14 protein-coding genes are annotated in these 17,515 nt (G+C 59.2%); 9 read left to right on the top strand and 5 right to left on the bottom strand.

The features are described from left to right. The first annotated feature begins 64 nt into the window (after positions 1-64). The 4 genes from H9S92_RS01825 (at position 65) to H9S92_RS01810 (ending at position 4,731) form a co-directional block, all read left to right on the top strand. Positions 65-313, top strand: coding sequence for a hypothetical protein (locus H9S92_RS01825; RefSeq protein ID WP_187465020.1), 249 nt, complete (start codon positions 65-67; stop codon positions 311-313). A gap of 101 nt (positions 314-414) precedes the next feature. After that, the gene (guaA, locus tag H9S92_RS01820) at positions 415-1,956 is read left to right on the top strand and encodes a glutamine-hydrolyzing GMP synthase (RefSeq protein ID WP_187465019.1); all 1,542 of its coding nucleotides are present in this window, start codon (positions 415-417) and stop codon (positions 1,954-1,956) included. Further along, positions 1,913-3,469, top strand: coding sequence for an ABC transporter substrate-binding protein (locus H9S92_RS01815; RefSeq protein WP_187465018.1), 1,557 nt, complete (start codon positions 1,913-1,915; stop codon positions 3,467-3,469). Before guaA ends, H9S92_RS01815 begins: the two co-directional genes overlap by 44 nt. A 419-nt stretch (positions 3,470-3,888) precedes the next feature. Next, a complete protein-coding gene (locus H9S92_RS01810) occupies positions 3,889-4,731 on the top strand; it encodes a histone deacetylase family protein (protein ID WP_187465084.1) in 843 nt (280 codons plus the stop codon). Positions 4,732-4,754: 23 nt separating this feature from the next. Here the strand turns inward: H9S92_RS01810 and H9S92_RS01805 are convergent, their stop codons facing one another. Both H9S92_RS01805 and H9S92_RS01800 read right to left on the bottom strand, forming a co-directional pair. After that, positions 4,755-5,315 (bottom strand): hypothetical protein, encoded by a 561-nt coding sequence (locus tag H9S92_RS01805; RefSeq protein WP_187465017.1) that lies wholly within the window; start codon positions 5,313-5,315, stop codon positions 4,755-4,757. Positions 5,316-5,338: 23 nt separating this feature from the next. Further along, a complete protein-coding gene (locus H9S92_RS01800; protein ID WP_187465016.1) occupies positions 5,339-5,839 on the bottom strand; it encodes a sterol desaturase family protein in 501 nt (166 codons plus the stop codon). 372 nt (positions 5,840-6,211) lie between these two features. On the opposite strand from H9S92_RS01800, the gene dnaK reads away from it, so the two are divergent. Next, on the top strand, positions 6,212-8,125 hold the full coding sequence (gene dnaK, locus H9S92_RS01795; RefSeq protein WP_187465015.1) for a molecular chaperone DnaK: 1,914 nt from the start codon (positions 6,212-6,214) through the stop codon (positions 8,123-8,125). Positions 8,126-8,555: 430 nt separating this feature from the next. Here the strand turns inward: dnaK and H9S92_RS01790 are convergent, their stop codons facing one another. Beyond that, positions 8,556-9,389, bottom strand: coding sequence for an aminotransferase class IV (locus H9S92_RS01790; protein WP_187465014.1), 834 nt, complete (start codon positions 9,387-9,389; stop codon positions 8,556-8,558). A 232-nt stretch (positions 9,390-9,621) separates the two neighbouring features. Further along, positions 9,622-10,854 carry a 1-acyl-sn-glycerol-3-phosphate acyltransferase gene (locus tag H9S92_RS01785; RefSeq protein WP_187465013.1) on the bottom strand — a complete coding sequence of 411 codons (1,233 nt, stop codon included), beginning with the start codon at positions 10,852-10,854 and terminating at the stop codon, positions 9,622-9,624. Positions 10,855-11,518: 664 nt separating this feature from the next. Between H9S92_RS01785 and H9S92_RS01780 the strand changes: the two genes are divergently transcribed. The 4 genes from H9S92_RS01780 (at position 11,519) to H9S92_RS01765 (ending at position 15,546) form a co-directional block, all read left to right on the top strand. Next, a complete protein-coding gene (locus H9S92_RS01780; RefSeq protein WP_187465012.1) occupies positions 11,519-12,370 on the top strand; it encodes a prephenate dehydratase in 852 nt (283 codons plus the stop codon). A gap of 11 nt (positions 12,371-12,381) precedes the next feature. Beyond that, a complete protein-coding gene (locus H9S92_RS01775; RefSeq protein WP_187465011.1) occupies positions 12,382-13,569 on the top strand; it encodes a pyridoxal phosphate-dependent aminotransferase in 1,188 nt (395 codons plus the stop codon). Positions 13,570-13,630: 61 nt separating this feature from the next. Then, positions 13,631-14,473, top strand: coding sequence for a prephenate dehydrogenase (locus H9S92_RS01770; protein ID WP_187465010.1), 843 nt, complete (start codon positions 13,631-13,633; stop codon positions 14,471-14,473). Then, positions 14,473-15,546, top strand: a complete 1,074-nt coding sequence (locus tag H9S92_RS01765; RefSeq protein WP_187465009.1) for a chorismate mutase — start codon at positions 14,473-14,475, stop codon at positions 15,544-15,546. The genes H9S92_RS01770 and H9S92_RS01765 overlap by 1 nt, the downstream gene beginning before the upstream one ends. A gap of 320 nt (positions 15,547-15,866) precedes the next feature. Here H9S92_RS01765 and H9S92_RS01760 read toward each other — a convergent pair whose 3' ends face one another. Then, positions 15,867-16,667: an SDR family oxidoreductase gene (locus H9S92_RS01760; protein ID WP_187465008.1), complete on the bottom strand. Its 801-nt coding sequence runs from the start codon at positions 16,665-16,667 to the stop codon at positions 15,867-15,869. Positions 16,668-17,515 lie beyond the last annotated feature (848 nt).

Here is a 17,515-nt window from a genome sequence, read left to right as displayed (position 1 = left end):
ATTTTTTTGCCCGCTTGGCCTTATCTTGGGAGATATTTTTTTGTTTTACGTACAACCTTAGTTTATGTCGAATGCTGCCTTCGCCCTCAAATCGCTGCTTTTCGGCCTGTGGATGGGCGGAGTGTTATTGTTGATCGATTACCGCGATGGCGTAGAGATGAACGCTGAGCACGTAGGCAGCACCCTCCTGTTTTGGCTGGTTTTTGGCTTCGTCAGCACTTGGTTGAGTAACCGCTCGGCTACCTACCTGGAGCGCAAGAATGCCCGCTGGAAAGCCAAGCGGGAGCGGGAGCGGCAGGAACAAATGGATTGAGGCTCGGATTAGTGCCCGCAAGGCCAGCTAAGCTTGTCTGCGCCCGAATTTCTGACCCTACACTACCTGCCTACCGCCGGGAGGTACTACCTTCGCGGTCTATGACGGAAAAAGTCCTCATCCTCGACTTCGGCAGCCAGTATACCCAGTTGATTGCCCGTCGCATCCGCGAGCTCAACGTGTACAGCGAGATCGTGCCCTACAACAAAGTTCCTGCGTTGGACGACACGATAAAGGCCGTCATCTTGAGTGGCAGCCCCTTCTCCGTGCGCGAAGAACGGGCCCTGCACCCTGATTTGGCTCCGCTGATCGGGCAGCGCCCCGTTTTGGGTATTTGCTACGGTGCGCAGTACGTGGCCCAGCACTTTGGGGGTACGGTAGCCCGCAGCGATAGCCGGGAATACGGCAAGGCCCACCTGGATAAAATCTACCGCAGCGAAGGGCTCCTGGCGGGCATGGCACCGGGCAGCCAGGTGTGGATGTCTCACGGCGACACCATTAAGGAGATTCCCGACCAGTTCGAGTTGTTGGCCAGTACGGCCGACGTAGAGGTGGCCGCATACGGCAGCAAGCCCGGGGCCTTTGGTGCGCCCGTTTACTGCATCCAGTTTCACCCCGAGGTTTACCACAGCCTGGAGGGGAAGCAACTTTTGCACAATTTCGTCATCGACATTGCGGGGTGTTCGGGCAGCTGGACGCCGGCGCATTTCGTGGAAGAGACCGTGGCGAGTTTGCGCGAGCAGGTGGGCGAAGACCGCGTCTTGCTGGGCCTGAGCGGGGGCGTAGACAGTTCGGTGGCGGCCATGCTGCTGCACCAGGCGATCGGGGACCGGCTGTTTTGCTTTTTCATCGACAACGGTCTTTTGCGCCACAACGAATTCAACGAAGTGCTGGTGAGCTACGCCGGCATGGGCCTCAACGTAACGGGCATCGACGCGCGGCAGGAGTTTTACTCCGCCCTGGCTGGCCTGACCGACCCCGAGGCAAAGCGCAAGGCCATTGGTAAGACCTTCATCGACGTATTTGACCGCGAAGCCAGGCAGCTGACCAACATCAAATACCTCGCCCAGGGGACGATCTACCCCGACGTAATTGAGAGCGTCTCCGTCCACGGACCCTCCGTCACCATCAAAAGCCACCACAACGTGGGTGGTTTGCCCGCCAAAATGGGGCTCAAAATCGTCGAGCCCCTACGTTTCCTCTTCAAAGACGAAGTGCGCCGGGTGGGGACTGAACTCGGGATGCCCGATCGTTTGATCAAACGCCATCCCTTCCCCGGGCCTGGCCTGGCCATCCGTATTCTGGGGGACATCACGCCCGAAAAAGTCGCGCTCCTGCAAAAAGCCGATGCGATCTACATCGATAAGCTCCGCGAGGCGGGGCTCTACGACCAGGTCTGGCAGGCGGGCACCATCCTGCTGCCCGTGCAGTCCGTCGGCGTAATGGGCGATGAACGCACTTATGAGCAAGCCGTAGCGTTAAGGGCCGTAACTTCCACCGACGGAATGACGGCCGAATGGAGCCACCTCCCCTACGATTTCCTGGCCTCCGTCAGCAGCTCGATCATCAATAATGTTAAAGGGATTAACCGCGTCGTTTATGACATCAGTACCAAACCACCGGCCACCATTGAGTGGGAATAAGCCTGGCGCCTTCCTTTTCTGGGTGCTTGTGCTGGCCCTTAGCTACTCCTGCGAGGCACTCAAACCCGCCGTATCGCCGACCAAGGACCCCGTCCGTACCGATGACCGGGCCAGCGGGAATGATGGGCAGGAGTTGGACCCCATCCAGAGCCGCCGCGTGTACGACCCCGAAACGGGAACCTACATCTACGTAGAAAATGCGCCTACGGACCGAATGGACACCGTCCAGTGGACCACCGTTTCCGAAACCCGGACCCCCCCGATTGTGGAAGACGGCAGCTCGGTCTACGTCCCCCCGCCCGGCACCAACCCCACCACGCCCGGGGGCAGCAACGGGGCCAACCCCGTGGCCCAGGTGGGAACTTCCCCGTCCGGCTCCCGCTTGCTGAGCGCCTACAACGTGGAGTTCGCCCTGCCCTTCCTGACCAACCGATACCTCGGCAGCGAAGACCGCATCGACCCCAACTCCCTGTGGGCCCTCCACTTCTACAGCGGTGCCCGCATGGCCCTGGATGAATTGCGCGCCCAGGGCAACGGTACCAACTACAACGTCACCGTTCAGGATACCAAGGCCAGTCCCGAACGGACCAAGGACCTGGCTAAAACCAATGAATTCCGCCAGGCCCAGCTCGTCATCGGCCCCTACCTGCGCGACAACGTTGCCGCCCTGGCCGAGGCCGTCCGGGGGATGGAAACCGTCCTCATTTCCCCCTACAGCGCAGCACCTGACATCAGCCAGGACAACCCCAATTATGTCCAGGTAAACCCCACGCTGGAAACCCACCTGCGTACCCTGCTGCAACACGCCTACCAGACGCAAAATGCCGACCGCATCGTGCTCGTCACCTCCGGCGACGCCGCCCAGGCCAGCCGCCTGGCTTACCTGCAGGACGAGTACAAGATCCTGACCAACAACGCCCAGGTGAAGCCCCTCGAAGAAATCGTGGTGAAGATGAACAACCCCAACGCCACGCTGAGCCCTTACCTCAACGGGCGCAAGACCGTGTTCATCGTCCCGATCTACGAAGACGAATCTTTCGTGGCCAACTTCCTGCGTTTGCTGTATTCCAATTCCCGCGACGATTTCGGCAACGGGGTAGCCGTTTACGGCCTGCCGCAGTGGATGGATTACACCCGGATCAACTTTGATTACTACGAAGGCAACAACGTCCACGTCAGTGCCAGCGTCTTCATCGATAAACTCGATCCTGCCGTCCGGGCCTTCCGCAAGAATTTCTTCGAACGCTTCGCAGCACTGCCCCGCGACGAAGCCTACGTGGGCTACGACGTAACGCGCTACTTCCTGCGCATGGCCGCCCAACACGGTACCCGCTTCCAACACGAACTGGAGCGCAGCCCCGAAGACCTGCTCCACACCCGCTTCCGCTTTGAGCCCGTGGCCCGCGTGCCCGCCAACGCCACCAACTTCGAAGAGGCTACGCTGGATCATTTCGAAAATAAGTTCGTCAATATCCTGCGGTTTAAGGATTATGCTTTTAAGCGGGTCAATTGATATAATGAGTGAATGCGTGACCGCCGTAGGCAGCAGCGTAGCTAATGAGTGAATGGGCTACCGCACGTGATAGGCGAGATAGGTGTTAGCGAATTTAATGGGTGACCGCCGTAGGCAGCCGCGTAGTGAATGCGTGACCGCCGTATGCAGGAACGCAGCTATTGGCCTACCTCACGTAACAGGGGGAATTGTTCCTCCGGAATTTCTTCTTTTTGAAAACAAATATTTTATAAGATGTTTATTTTCAATGCTTTACCTCCAAATTTGAAAAGGGCGACCAGGAGTAGTTTAATTTGTAGCACACATGGGGCACTGCTGCCACCAGCATTCGCTCATTCACTCATTCACGCATTCACTCATTGAAGATCGCCTTCTCCCCCATCTACCGCTACTCCCTGCCGGCGCAGCACCGCTTCCCGATGGAGAAGTACAGCCTGTTGCCGGAGCAACTGCTGTACGAAGGCACGGTGACGGAAGACGACTTTTTCGCGCCAGCGCCCTTGCCCGAGGCTGCCATCCTGCGGACCCACACACCGGAATACTGGCACAAGCTCAAGACCGGAACGCTCAGCACCAAGGAAATCCGCGCCATCGGCTTCCCTATGCGCCCCGAGCTCATCGAGCGCGGCCGGGTGATTGCCCAGGGGACGCTCGACTGCGCCCGCCACGCCTGGCGCGAGGGCATTGCCCTCAACATTGCGGGGGGGACGCACCACAGCTTTGCCGACCGGGGCGAAGGATTCTGTGTTTTCAATGACATCGCCATTGCGGCCACGGAACTGCTCCACGCCGGGGAAATCCAGCGGGCCATCGTGATTGACCTGGACGTGCACCAGGGCAACGGCACGGCCAGCATCTTCGCCAACGAGCCCCGTGTTTTCACGCTCAGTTTCCACGGGGCCCGCAATTATCCGGCCCGGAAGATGGTCTCCGACCTCGACCTGGGCTTTCCCGATGGCACCGGCGACGCGGCCTACCTCGAGCAGCTTTACCGTGTTTTGCCCGCCGTGCTCGACGAGGTGCAGCCCGACCTGGCCTTCTACCTCAGCGGCGTCGATATTCTGGAAAGCGACAAACTCGGGCGGCTTTCCTGCACCCTGGCGGGCTGCCGCGAGCGCGACCGTTTTGTACTCCAGACCTGTAAAGACCGGCAACTGCCCGTAGCCGTCAGCATGGGCGGTGGCTACTCCACGCGCCTGGCCACGATCATTGAGGCCCACGCCAATACCTTCCGTGTGGCGGCTGGTATTTTTGGAAACTGATGGGGGGGGACGGGGCCTGTACGCTAGCGGAAGTAGATGACCGCACCCACGAGGACCAAAATAACGACCAGCACCAGCAGCCAGGGCATCTGGTTGTCGCGGTATTTGCCGACGAGTCGTTCCAGGGCCTCGTCCCAGGTCAGGCGGGTGCCAATGGGTTCGGAGCAGAAGAAAACGTATTTCTGCTTATGGTTGGCGGCGTTGCCGTGCCGGCGCAGGATCAGGAAATCGCTGTCCATGAAGGCCAGTTCGTAGAGGACGCTGTCCCGGCTCAGGCTATAGCCCATGATGATGCGCCTGGCTTTCACGACTTGAAAAGAGCGCGATTCGATGGCGCCATCAATGGCGATGCGGATCTCGCCAGAAGGGCGGAAAGTGTGGAGGCTGACGGCGGTGTTGCCGACCTGGTCGCTCATCAATACCCAGTCGGTTTTGAAGATGGCGGCGTCTTCGTCGTCCAGCGTAGGATCTGAGTATTTCGCTACGGCGGGAAGCACCTCTTCGATCATCTCCTCCATGGAGGAGTACTCCGGGAGCTTCAGATTAAAGGGTTCCGCGATTTTATCCAGTAGCCGATCTTCCATAATGCCGGGCTTTGGGGGCTAAATTACGCTTTTGTGGCTTCTTTGGGCTGCCGGTCCCAGTCGCTGCGTTTGCCGTAGTACTTTTCGTCGACCACCAGCAGGCCAAAACTTTCGCAGCCGTCCTTTTCCGTTACCGCGTGGTGGTGGCCGTGGGCCCGCAGGATGGCGCGGCTGTAGCGGTTATCCAGGTGGCGGAACCAGGAGAAACGGCGGTGGATGTACACATCGTGGATGAGGAAATAGATGACGCCGTAAATGCTGATGCCGATGCCGACGAAGGTGAGCCAAAACCAGCCCGCCGCGTTGAGCCCAATGATGTAGGACGCCGCACTGGGGATGGCAAAGACCAGAAAAAACAGGTCATTCTTCTCGAAAAAGCCGTCGCCCTGGTGGTGGGGGCGGTGGTGGTCTTCGTGCCAGTTCCAGAGCAGGCCGTGCATCAGGTACTTGTGTGCGGCCCAGGCCACAAATTCCATTCCGGCCACGGTGGCCAAGACAATGCCGATGTAGAGTAATACCATCATAGTACCGGGAAAAACAATGCGGGGGGCGCTTGGTTCAGGGCGCGGCCGCAGGTGCTCCCCCCCGACCCCCCGAAGGGGGGAGAATGTTGGCCCCCCAACCCCCAAAGGGGGAGGAGCAAGGCAAGGCCCGGCAGTCGGACTTCCCCCGCTCCTCGTCCTTTACCTGGCACCTGCGACCGCGCAAAAACCAGAAAAAGCCTCCTGCTGCTGCCATTTTGGCCGGAAACGGAGCGTGGGGTGGCAGGCCTGGCAAAAAAGAGCAGTCTGGGCTGTAAAAGTGGCAAGGGCGGCAAAAAGCGGCACTCCGGCACAGCAATTGCTCTGTTGGGGAGGACATATTTCCCTAACTACCACTTAAAATTAGTAAATCGTATGGGCAAGATTATTGGTATCGACCTCGGTACAACCAACTCGTGTGTGGCGGTAATGGAGGGCAGTGAGCCCACCGTGATCTATAATGAAGAAGGGCGGAACACCACCCCTTCCATCGTAGCATTTCTGGACGGCGGCGAGCGCAAAATCGGCGAACCCGCCAAGCGCCAGGCCATCACGAACCCGACCCGAACCGTAGCATCCATCAAGCGCTTCATGGGGATGCGCTTTGACGAAGCCAAGAACGACGTAGACCGCGTGGCCTACAAAGTTGTGAAAGGCGACAACGGCGTAGCCCGCGTTGACATCGACGGGCGGCTCTACACGCCCCAGGAAATCAGCGCGATGGTGCTGCAAAAAATGAAGAAAACCGCTGAGGACTTCCTCGGCTCCGAAGTAACCGAAGCGGTCATCACCGTGCCGGCCTACTTCAATGACTCCCAGCGCCAGGCCACCAAGGAGGCCGGTGAAGTGGCGGGCCTGAAGGTGCGCCGCATCATCAACGAGCCTACCGCTGCGGCCCTGGCCTACGGCCTCGATAAGCGCAGCAAAGACATGACCATCGCCGTGTATGACCTCGGTGGCGGTACGTTCGATATTTCTATTCTGGACCTTGGCGACGGCGTCTTCGAAGTAAAATCCACCAACGGGGACACCCACCTGGGCGGTGACGACTTCGACCGCGTGTTGATCGACTACCTGGCCGGCGAATTCAAAAGCCAGGAAAACATCGACCTCACCAAAGACCCCATGGCCCTGCAGCGCCTCAAAGAAGCCTCCGAAAAGGCCAAAATTGAGCTCTCCAGCAGCCAGGAAACGGAAATCAACCTGCCGTACATCACGGCCGTGGACGGGGTGCCTAAGCACCTGGTGGTGAAGATCAGCCGCGCCAAGTTTGAGCAACTCGCCGACGACCTCGTACAGCGCACGCTGAAGCCCTGCGCGCAGGCCCTCAAAGACGCTGGCCTGAGCAAGGACGAGATCGATGAAGTCATTCTCGTAGGCGGCTCCACCCGCATCCCCGCCATTCAGGAAGCGGTAGAGAAATTCTTCGGCAAGAAGCCCAACAAAGGCGTAAACCCCGACGAAGTAGTAGCCGTAGGCGCTGCCATCCAGGGGGGCGTACTGAGCGGTGATGTACAAGACGTACTGCTGCTGGACGTAACGCCGCTCAGCCTCGGCATCGAGGTAATGGGTGGGATGATGGACAAGGTGATTGAAGCCAACACGACCATCCCCGCGAAGAAGTCTAAAGTCTACTCTACGGCCAGCGACAACCAGCCTAGCGTGGAAATCCACGTCCTGCAGGGTGAGCGCTCGATGAGCAAAGACAACCGCCCCATCGGTCGCTTCGTCTTGGGCGACATTCCGCCCGCACCCCGTGGTGTACCCCAGATTGAGGTAACCTTCAACCTGAATGCCGACGGCCTGCTGGAAGTATCCGCCAAAGACAAAGGCACGGGCAAAGAGCAAACCATCAAGATCGAAGCCGGTACCGGACTGAGCGCCGAAGACATCGAACGGATGAAAGCAGAAGCCGAGGCCAACGCCGACGCCGACGCCCAGGCCCGCGAGCGCGTGGAGAAAATCAACGGTGCCGATCAGCTCGTGTTCCAAACGGACAAGCAGCTGAAGGAACTCGGAGACAAGATCCCGGCCGACAAAAAAGCCGCCATCGAAACGGCGCTCAACGACCTCCGCGACGCCCACAAGGCCGAAGACATCGCCAAAATCGATGCCGCTACCGAGGCCCTGACCGCCGCCTGGAACGCCGCCAGCCAAGACATCTACCAGGCCCAGCAGGCCGCAGGCACTGCCGACGCGGGTGCGGGTGACCCCGGAGCGGGCGCTGGCACCGGAAAGGGTGCCGAGGATGTCCAGGACGTAGAGTTCGAGGAAGTCGAAGGCAAATAAGTAGTGTAAAGCGCTTCGCTCGCAAGACAAAAGCCCGCTGGTTCCTGAAAGGGAGCTGGCGGGCTTTTTTTTTGGTTCTGGCTGCTGCGCAGCTTTTTTTTGAACCACTAAGATCACTTAGGGCACTAAGGATACACTAAGTCTTTTGGTGCCTTTTTTTGGTTCTTAGCTGCTGCGCAGCTTTTTTTTTGAACCACTAAGATCACTTAGGGCACTAAGGATACACTAAGTCTTTTGGTGCCTTTTTTTGGTTCTTAGCTGCTGCGCAGCTTTTTTTTGAACCACTAAGATTAGGCTGTCTAATCTAATGGGTTTAACCCGTACGCGCTTTAGGGGCCTAGACTTCCTAGGTTGAGACCCTCTGGGTCGATCCAGCTAATTACAGTGACTTATTCTTCTACGACCCAGAGGGTCTCGACCTAAAGCAACCTCAGGCAAAATCCGCCAGGTAGCGTGGCCAGGCGGCCATGAGCTGACGGGTGAAGGGGCCGGGCTGGCCGTCGCCGACGGGTGCACCGTTGATGCTGGTGATGGGCATGGCTCCTTTGGCGGAGCTGCAGATGATGGCTTCGTCGGCGGACAGGACTTCGGCCAGGGTGACGGGGCGTTCTTCGGTTGGCAGGCTCAGGTGGTGGGCCAGGCGGAGGAGGTGCAGGCGGGTGATGCCGTGCAGCACGGCTTCGGCGGGGGTGATGAGGGTGTTCTCTTTGACGATGAAGTAATTGGAGCGGTCGCTTTCCCGGACCATCCCTTCGCGGTCGAGGTACAGCGCGTAGTCGTAGCCCTGGGCGCGCAGCATGGGCTGGATGCGGATGCCTTCCAGGTAATCGATGCTTTTTACGCTGGGCATTTGCCGTTCAAAGGGGTGGATGAGCACCTTGCAGCCCTGGGTGTACAGTTCGGCGGGGGGCCAGGCGAAAGGGTAGGCCATGGCCACCAGGTTGGGGGTGCCGGGCGTGTAGCCATCGGGGGAATAGCCGCCGGTGAGGACAAAGCGGATGCCGCCATCCGCCTTGCCGTTGCGGCGGATGAGCTCCATGACCACCGCCTTCAGTTCGGTGCGGTCGACGGGGATTTTCAGGTCGAGGCTGGCGGCGCTGCGGTAGAAACGGTCGAGGTGGTCTTCGATGAAGTGGGGCTTGCCATTCAGGTACCGGAAAAAATCGAAGATGCCGAAACCGCGGAGGATGGCCAGGTCGGCCACGTTGAGTTGGGCGGCCTCCCTGGGCAGGTAAGCGCCGTTGAGGTAGACGATGGGGAGCATAAGTGGGTGGATTAATGTTTTAACGGGCGACAGACGTTTGGGTGCCGGGGGCTTCTGGGGGGTAAAATAAAGCTAAAATGGCGGGTGGCAATCGCGGCAGAATGAACGAAAACGTCGGGCTCCACCCGACGCTACGTAAGCGGCCCCTCCAGGGACGGGAGATGGGCATACCGATCATCCTGTAACGCCTGTCCCTTGCCGCAGCCCCTTTACCCCTTACGCCCTTCCACCCTTATTCCAGGGCCTTCCGCCAATCCCTCAAAATGCTCCGTTCCTGCTCGACCATGCGTTCGACTTTGCGGTTGGCGTACCAGCGTTGGAGGCGTTCGAGTTTGCGGATGGCCCAGCCGACGCTGAGCAGGGAAGCCAGCAGCCAGGCTTTGCCTAGCCAGGGCAGGAGCAGCAGCGCCAGGGGATAGAGCAGGAAGGTGCCGCCGGCCACTACGGCGAAGCGGACGGGGCTGTAAAATTCGATGTGTTTGGGTTGGCTGGCGGCGATGGCTTCGGCCAGCAGCCAGAGGGGGATTTGGGGCAGCAAGAGGAGGCCGGCCAGGAGGCTTTTGGCCCATTCGGTGGCGGGCATTTGGCGGTCTTTGCGGTAATTTCCGGCCAGGGCGGCGTCGGTCAGGCCGTTGGTGGCCAGGCGGTGGAAGTAGCGGCTCAGGGCGGGGGCGGCTGCGGGGGCTTCGCTGGCCAGGGCCAGTTCGCGGTTCAGCTGGTCGCCGAAATGGGTGATGCCGTGGCGGAGGTGGGTGGCGTGGTTGCTGCGGTCCAGTTCCAGTTCCGCTTCGCCGAGGTCGGCGTGCAGGCGGCTGGGGTAGCGAACGACGAGGGGTTCGAGGCGCTGCCGCAGGTGCAGGGTGAGGTCGCGAATAGCAATGGCTTCATTCTCCCGGTAGGCCGCGAGGTATTCGGAGGCGAGAATGGGCTCTCCGCAGCGGAGCATGACGGTGCTGCGAATGCGGTCGGCGTGGGTGAAGTTGATTCCCACGGGGACGATGTAGACCTCCGGCAGGGTGTTGTATTTGTCCAGGGCTCCCAGGGCGATGCGGGCCGTCCCCTTGCGCAGGGGGCGGAGGTCTTTTTCGTGGATGGTGCGCCCTTCGGCCAGGATCATCAGGGCACGTCCTCTGCTCAGGGCGCGGTAGCAGGCGTCGAAAGTACTGAAATTGACCTTCAGCTTTTCGTAGCCTCCGTCTTCGCGGCGGAAAACCGGCAAGATGTTGAGGGCATTGAGCAGGAAGGTGAAAATGCCGTTTTTGAACAGGTTGCCCCGGGCCAGAAACCACAGGGTGCGGGGCTGGAAACAGGCCAGAATGCAGGGCTCGATGAAGGCTGTGGGATGGTTGGCCGCCAGGATAACGGCCGCCCCCGGGGGGATCTGCTCCAGGCCGGTGAGGTCGATGTTGCGGTAGTAATGGCGCAATACGTAGCGGGCAACCGGGCGGACGAGGTGGTAAAGCATGGGGAGTGGGGTGGGCGGGGCGAAGGTAGTCAATGCGTGAATGAGCGAATGCGTGACCGCCGTAGGCAGCAGCGTAGCTAATGCGTGAATGGGCTACCGCACGGGATAGGCGAGACAGGGATTAAGGGATTAAAGGATGAAGGGATAAAGGGGCTGCCGCGAGGGATAGGCGGGTGGTTGAGGCGCTGTGCGCCGAATGATGACCAGTCGGGTTTCTCACCCCCCGGCCCTGGAGGGGCCAAGCGTAGCGTCGGGTGTAAGCCCGACGTTTTCGTTTAACCAGCGCCAGGTGGAACCCGACGTTTTCGTTTTTTACCGTCCATTGGAATCGGATGTTTTCGTTTCTGTAGCTTTTGCAGCTAGCGCCAAACCCGGTCGTTTTCGTCATTGGCAGGGTCCGTCGGAGCCCGGCGCTTGGGCGGGGGGAGAATATTTAAAAACCCTTGCCCAAACAACATTTTGTAGTTTCGAACCCCTACCGTAGGTTTGCCCTTGCAAGGGCGTATCTTGCGAAACGGAAAACGATGATTAATCGCAATTTTTACTTTTGGTACGGCTTTTACTTTTGCCCCCCGGGCAAGGGACGCTAAGCTGATGACTCGAAAGAAGCATTGCAAAAAGTGGTCCCGAAGCCTTCGGGACCACTTTTTTTTACCCCTCTACTATGGAAACGATAACGGAAGTGGAACAACTAAGGGTTAGCATACAGGGTTACGCGGGGGCTTTCCACGAGGCGGCGGCGCGGCAGCACTTTGCCGACCGGCGGGTGGTGACGGTGCCGGCCCACACCTTTGCCGACGTGGTGGAACAAGTAGAAACCGGGCAGAGCGACCTGGGCCTGATGGCCATTGAGAACACCCTGGCCGGCAGCCTGATGGCCAACTACGACCTGCTCCAAACGGCCGACCTGCGCATCACCGCCGAGGTGTACCTCCGCATCCGCCTCAACCTGATGGCTTTGCCGGGCACGGACATCTCCCAGCTCCGCGTCGTGCATTCCCACCCCGTCGCGCTGGCCCAGTGCCGCGAATTTTTCAAGCCCTGGCCCCGCATCAAACTCATCGAAGACGCCGATACCGCCCTCAGCGCCCGGCAAGTCACGGAGCTGCAGGACCCCACCCGCGGCGCCGTGGCCAGCGCTACGGCCGCCGAACTTTACGGACTGGACATCCTGGCCCCCGGCATCGAAACCAACAAACTCAACCACACCCGTTTCCTGGTTCTGGAGCGGGGGCGCGACCACCGGCAGGACGCGGGCGATAAAGTCAGCCTCAGCTTCGCGACCAGCCACGAATCCGGCAGCCTCTACAAAGTATTGATGGTATTGGCCGCCTACCAGGTCAACCTCACCAAAATCCAGAGTGCGCCCATCATCGGGCGGCCGTTCCAGTACCGCTTCCACGTGGATTTTCTGCTGGAGGGGAACATCTCTCTGGAGCAGGCCCTGGAGGCCATCCGCCCACTGTGTACCGAACTGCGCATCCTGGGCGTCTACGCCGCCGGCGAAAAGCCCTAATCTCTCCCGCCATGTCTACGCTAACGAAATCTTCTCTGCAACCCATCATCCCTACGGCCGAGCGCCTGGGCGACGTGCAGGAGTACTACTTCAGCACCAAGCTGCGCGAGCTCGCCCAGCTGCAACGCGACGGGCACGACGTGATCAACCTCGGCATTGGGAGTCCGGACCTACCCCCGGCGCCGGAGGTCATTTCCGCTCTCGCTAGGGGCGCCCAAGACCCCGCCGCCCACGGCTACCAGCCCTACACGGGGCGGCCCGAACTGCGGCAGGGCTTCGCCCGCTGGTACCAACGCTACTTTGGGGTGGACCTGGACCCGGAGGCGGAGATCCTGCCCCTCATCGGCAGCAAGGAGGGCATCATGCACATCAGCATGGCCTATTTGAACGCGGGCGACGAGGCGCTCGTCCCCAACCCGGGCTACCCCACGTACCGCTCGGCGACGGAGCTGGCCGGTGGCGTGGTGCGCCCCTACGAGCTCAGTGCGGAGGGTGGTTGGTTGCCCGACCTGGCCAGCCTGGAGGCCCAGGACCTCAGCCGCGTGCGCATCATGTGGGTCAATTACCCGCACATGCCCACGGGCGCGGTGGCTCCGGCCGGTTTTTTTGAAGAGTTGATCGCCTTCGCGCGCCGCAAGCGCATCTTGTTGGTCAACGACAACCCCTACGCGTTCATCCTCACGGAAACGCGGCAGAGTTTGCTGGCCATCCCCGGGGCCCGCGAGGTGGCCATCGAGTTGAGCTCCCTGAGCAAGGCCCAGAATCTGGCGGGGTGGCGGGTGGGCGCGCTCGCAGGTGCAAGGGAATACCTGAACACCGTACTCCGCTTCAAATCCAACATGGACAGTGGAATGTTCCGACCCGTTCAGGAAGCCGCGGTTGTAGCATTGGACTTGGGCCAGGACTGGTACGACGAACTCAACGGCCACTACCGGCGGCGGCAGGTGTTGGCCATGCGCATCATGGACGCCCTGGGCTGCGCGTACGACCCCGAGCAGGTGGGTCTTTTCGTGTGGGCCCGTTGTCCGACCGGCCAAGACGGATACGCGGTCAGCGACGCCGCCTTGTACGCCAACGACGTCTTTCTGACGCCGGGCGGCATCTTCGGTAGCGCGGGGCGGGAGTACGTGCGCATCAGCCTCTGTGCTACGGAAACCCGGCTGGCGGAGGCCCTGGCCCGGCTCTCCACCGCTCCTTAAACGACGAATTTGGCACCTGCGACCGCGCAAAAAAAGGCCCAAAAAACCAGGCATTTCAACCATGACAGTAACCATAATCGGCATCGGGCTCATCGGCGGTTCCCTCGGCATTACGCTGAAGGAGAGCGGTTTTGCGACGCGCATCATTGGCGTGGACGCGCGGCCGGAGAACCTCCACAAGGCCATTCGGCGGCGGCTCATTGACGAGGAGATGTCGCTGCCCGAGGGCGTGGCGGCCGCCGACGTCATCATCCTGGCCACGCCCGTGGATGCGATGCTGCGGCTCCTGCCCGAACTGCTGGATCGGGTAGGGGGGAAGCAGACGGTGCTCGACGTGGGCTCCACCAAAGAACTGCTGCTGGACGCCATCGACGAGCACCCCAACCGGGGCCGCTTCGTGGCCTGCCACCCGATGGCGGGCACCGAATTCAGTGGTCCGGAAGCCGCCGTGCCCAAGCTCTTTGCGGGCAAAACCTGCGTGGTCATTGACGGCGAACGCAGCGACCTCGACGCCCTGGACACCGCCCGGCGGCTCTTTACCAGCGCCAGGATGAGCTTCAGCTACCTGGGCCGCAAGGAGCACGACCTCCACTGCGCCTACGTGAGCCACATCAGCCACATCGCCAGTTTTGCCCTGGCCCTGACCGTGCTCGAAAAAGAACGGGACGAGCAGCGGATTTTTGAGCTGGCCAGCTCGGGATTTGGCTCCACGGTGCGCCTGGCGAAAAGCTCGCCCGATATGTGGGTGCCGATTTTCCGGCAGAACCGGGACCACGTTTTGGACGTCCTGGACGAACTCATTGAACAACTCGCAAAATTCAGAACCCAACTCATCAAACGCGATTTTGACGGCTTCTACGAACGCATTGAAAAGGCCAACCAAATCGAGAAAATACTTAAATAATGAACATAGGAAAAGTAATTCAGCCCACTCCCGGCCGGGGCATCGTGATTGCCGGGCCGTGCAGCGCCGAGACCGAAGGGCAGGTGATGCAGTGTGCCAAAGACCTGGCCAAACTCGGGCAGGTCGATCTCTTTCGTTCGGGCATCTGGAAGCCCCGGACCCGTCCGGGCAGCTTCGAGGGCGTCGGCAAAGAAGGCCTCTCGTGGCTCAAGCGCGTGAAGGAGGAAACGGGCCTGCGGACCACCACCGAGGTGGCCAACGCCAGCCACGTTTACGACTGCCTGAAGGCGGGCATTGACGTCCTCTGGATCGGGGCCCGCACGACGGTGAACCCCTTCAGCGTGCAGGAAGTGGCCGATGCGCTTAACGGCACCGACATTCCGGTACTGATCAAAAACCCGATCAATCCCGACCTGGGCCTGTGGCAAGGGGCGGTGGAACGGATTTACAAGGCGGGCATTACGCGCATTGGCCTGATCCACCGCGGCTTCAGCTACCACGGGGAAACCACCTACCGCAACGTGCCGCGCTGGCAGCTGGCCATTGAGATGAATCGCTTGTTCCCCGACCTGCAAATGATCGTAGACAACAGCCACATCTGCGGGCGGCGGGATACGCTGCTGGAAGTGGCCCAGGAGGCGCTCAACCTCAACTACGACGGACTGATGACGGAGGTACACCCCCGGCCGGACGAAGCCTGGAGCGACGCTGCCCAGCAGATCACCCCCGCGGTGTTCGGCGAGCTGCTGCAGAACCTCCGCCTGCGCAAGCCCACGGTCAGCGAGATTGAGATGGAAAAACTAACGGAGCTCCGCCGCCAAATCGATGAAATTGATACTGAACTGATCGGGATGATTGGTCGGCGCATGAAACTGGCCGACGCGATCGGGGAATTCAAGGCGGAGCGCAACATTGCCGTCTTGCAGAGCGACCGTTGGGAAGCCATTTTGCATACTGCGGCGGAGAAAGGCAAGAAGCACGGGTTGAGTCCGGAATTCATGAAGCAGTACCTCCAGGCGATTCACCAGGAATCGATTGATCACCAGGATGCTATTGTGAATCGGAGGAACTGAGGGATTTACAATTTACAATTTACAATTTAGCATTTAAAATTTGGCTTCGCCGGGAGGGGGGGGTAACGCTACGCCGTCGACACCTCCGAGGAGCCCCCGCACCGTTACACGTTATCAGTAACTAGAGATTACATAGGGTGGTGCGGGGGACGCCTCGGAGGAGCGCCGGGCTAGGGGATTTACAATTTACAATTTACAATTTAGCATTTAAAATTTGGCTTCGCTGGGAGGGGTGATTATATGCTACGCAGATAGGTTTCCGGTAAGGGTATGACGTGCAATGTTCAATTCTAAATATTGAATTGTAAATTGTAAATGCCTCATCCATTGTCGGCGAAGCCGGGGTAAAGCATCATGCCGCCATCGACGTAGATGGTCGCGCCGGTGATGTAATCGGCGGCATCGGAGCAGAGGAAGGCGCAGACGTTGGCGACGTCTTCGCCCTGGCCGATGCGGCCGTAGGGGATGAGGGTGAGGAGTTTTTTGAGGTTTTTGGGGTCGTCCCAGGCTTCGCGGTTGATGTCGGTTTGGATGGCACCGGGGGAGATGGCGTTGACGCGGATTTTCTCGGGGGCCAGTTCCTGGGCCATGGATTCCATGAGCATTTTGACGCCTCCTTTGGCGGTGGCGTAGTTTACGTGTCCTGCCCAGGGGATTTCATCGTGGACGCTGGACATGCAGATGATTTTGCCGGCGGAGCGGCCGTGTTGGTGGACCCCTTGTTTGCGGAAAACTTTGGCGGCTTCGCGGCAGGCGAGGAATTGGCCGGTGAGGTTGACTTCGAGCACCTTATTCCATTGTTTGAGGGTCATGGAAGTAAAAGAGGCATCAACCTGGAGGCCGGCGTTGGCGACCATGATGTCCAGGTGGCCGTACGTTTTGAGGCAGGTTTTGATGAGTTTTTTGACGTCTTTTTCCTGAGAGACATCGGCTTGCACGGCGATGGCTTCGCCGCCGGACTTTTTGATTTGGCGGACGAGTTCTTCGGCGTCGGCATCGCTGGAGTGGTAATTGATGACGACTTTGACGCCTTCGGCGGCGAGGCCGATGGCGCAGGCGGCACCGATGCCGTTGCTGGATCCGGTGATGATGGCGACCTGCCCTTTGAGCTTGAGTTTCATGGGGGTGTGTGTTTTTAGAGGTTGAACGGGGGGGAGGGGGGAGATGTTGGAAAGAGGGATTTACAATTTACAATTTAACATTCAATATTTGGGCATTCGCCGGGAGGGGTGAGAAACTCTGTTGAGGGGGGGCATTTAACATTTATGATTGAACATTCAACATTTAGGCATTCGCCGGGAGGGATGAAAACCCTGTTGGGGGGGAGAGAATTTAACATTTATGATTAGCTACGCTGCTGCCTACGGCGGTTAACATTTAACATTGGGCATTCGCCGGGAGGGGATAATGGGAGGGGTAAAAGATGATTGTATCAACTTCAATTGTATACACGCCATTTGGAATGGGGGGCAATCGATTGGTCGCGAGAAAAAAAAGTTCGCATAAATTGACATAGGTACGTTTACTGGCAGTGAATCGGTGCATATTGCGATCAGTTTGAACTTTTAACACCGCCAAAATGCTTAAATCACTCGTTGCCGGATTAGCCCTAGTTTGTCTATCTCTAGCCCCTAAAGTATCTAATGCACAGTGTACAGTTGAGGCTGGATGGCTGCTAATTAACGAGGTAGGGAATCCTGGACCGAGCAAGGGGAAAAACCAAGGAAAATCGGTTGTAAACGGCGAATTTATCGAGTTGATCGTGATGGGCGAGGACTCTTTGACTCCCGTAGATGTTAGTGGTTTTATAATAGATGATAACCATAATTCCAAGACAAGTACTGGGTCAACCCCAGGGCATATTGTTCTAGGGGACTGCTTTAAGGAGGTGATGCCTGGAACCATTATCTTGCTATACGACGACCTGCGGCCTCAACCGGATATAGATGGTTCAAAGGATGGAGCGCCA

It is taken from the genome of Neolewinella lacunae (assembly GCF_014349155.1).
Lineage (GTDB): Bacteria > Bacteroidota > Bacteroidia > Chitinophagales > Saprospiraceae > Neolewinella > Neolewinella lacunae.
This window is presented reverse-complemented; position numbering and strand designations above follow the sequence as displayed.